2 protein-coding genes are annotated in these 1,318 nt (G+C 62.7%); both read right to left on the bottom strand.

The annotated features are described in order from the left end of the window. On the bottom strand, positions 1-828 hold an 828-nt coding region (locus AC5RWD_RS23120; RefSeq protein WP_494022255.1), incomplete at its 3' end, for an IS3 family transposase. Further along, positions 825-1,148 carry a helix-turn-helix domain-containing protein gene (locus tag AC5RWD_RS23115; protein ID WP_494022254.1) on the bottom strand — a complete coding sequence of 108 codons (324 nt, stop codon included), beginning with the start codon at positions 1,146-1,148 and terminating at the stop codon, positions 825-827. The genes AC5RWD_RS23115 and AC5RWD_RS23120, both read right to left, overlap by 4 nt. Positions 1,149-1,318: the final 170 nt, after the last annotated feature.

Raw genomic sequence — 1,318 nt, 5'->3', positions numbered from 1 at the left:
TTGTATCGGGCTCAAGCCGTTGAGCTTCGTGGAGATTCTTTCGGTGTTGTACCAGCGGATGTACTCGTGCAGTGCTGTTGCCAGCGCCTCGGTGCTGAGGAACCGGACGTGGTGGAAGAGTTCTTCCTTGAGGTGGCCGAAGAAGTTCTCCATCACGGCGTTGTCATAGCAGTTGCCCTTGCGGGACATTGATTGGACCGCGCCGGCCCCCTTAAGGAGAGTGCGCCAGGAGATGTGCTGGTACTGGACGCCCTGGTCCGAATGCACCAGGGGTTTCTGCCCGTCCTCAAGCAGTCCCAGGGCGTCGCGCAGCGACGCGTTGGTCAGTTCCAGGTTCGGGGACGAACCGATGGCGTAGGAGATGATCTGCCGGTCGAAAAGATCCATGACCGGGGAGAGATAAAGCTTCCGGCCTCCGACGCTGAACTCGGTGACGTCGGTGACCCACTTCTCGTTCGGGGCTGTAGCGCCGAACTCCCGGTTCAGCAGGTTCGGGGCCATCCTGCCCTGCTCGCCCTGGTAGGAGTCATAGCGCTTCCTCCGCCGGACCTTGCAGACCAGCCCCAGGACACGCATCAGCTTCAGGACGGTCTTCTTCGCGACCGCCCACCCCTTCTTGAGCAGCTCGGTATGAATGCGCCGGTGCCCGTACCTGGCCTGGCTGTCGTTGAAAATCTCGGTGATCGTGGTCTTCAGCGACGCTTGCGGATCGGGAGCCTGGAGGCGGGCCTGGTGATAGAAGAACGTGGACCGGGCAAGCCCGGCGACATCCAGCAGGACGCCCAGCGGATAATCAGCCTTGAGGGAGATGACGGCCTGGACCTTCACCGACGTCCCTGTTCCCTCAAGGCCCGCAGTTTTCCCAAGTAGGCCACCTCTGCCCGCAACCGCTCGTTCTCCCGCCGTAGCCGTTCCATCTCCGGTGTATCCGGCGGCGGCGGAGCGTCGGACTTACGGGGCCTGCCTTTGGGCTTGGGGCGCAACGCATCAGCGCCCTCCTCGCGGTAGGCCCGTACCCACTTTTGCAGGACGCGAGGTGAGGACAGGCCGGCCTCTACTGCCAGGTCCGGGGCGGTCTCGCCCGCGAGGAACCGTTCGACCAAGGCGAGTTTGAACTCGAATGAGTACGACATTGGCGGCTGGGCCATCAAAACTCCTCGACCATGAATCCTCCATCGGAGGTAGAGACCCCGAACCGGCGGCAAGGGCACACCCAGCAGTCCGGCCGTCGCCCTAGCTGCGATGCCTTTCTCGAACCACGCTACAGCGGCCTTGCGCTGGACCTCTGACAACGAACTAGACGCACGCATAAAACTGC

The sequence above is a fragment of the Arthrobacter sp. CMU6 genome (assembly GCF_059090205.1).
The sequence above is the reverse complement of the archived record's forward strand: the minus strand, read 5'-3'. Positions and strand labels throughout refer to the sequence as shown.

Coding starts and splice junctions, on each gene's coding strand:
- AC5RWD_RS23115 (WP_494022254.1), bottom strand. CDS start 1,148: ATGGCCCAGCCGCCAATGTCGTACTCATTCGAGTTCAAACTCGCCTTG.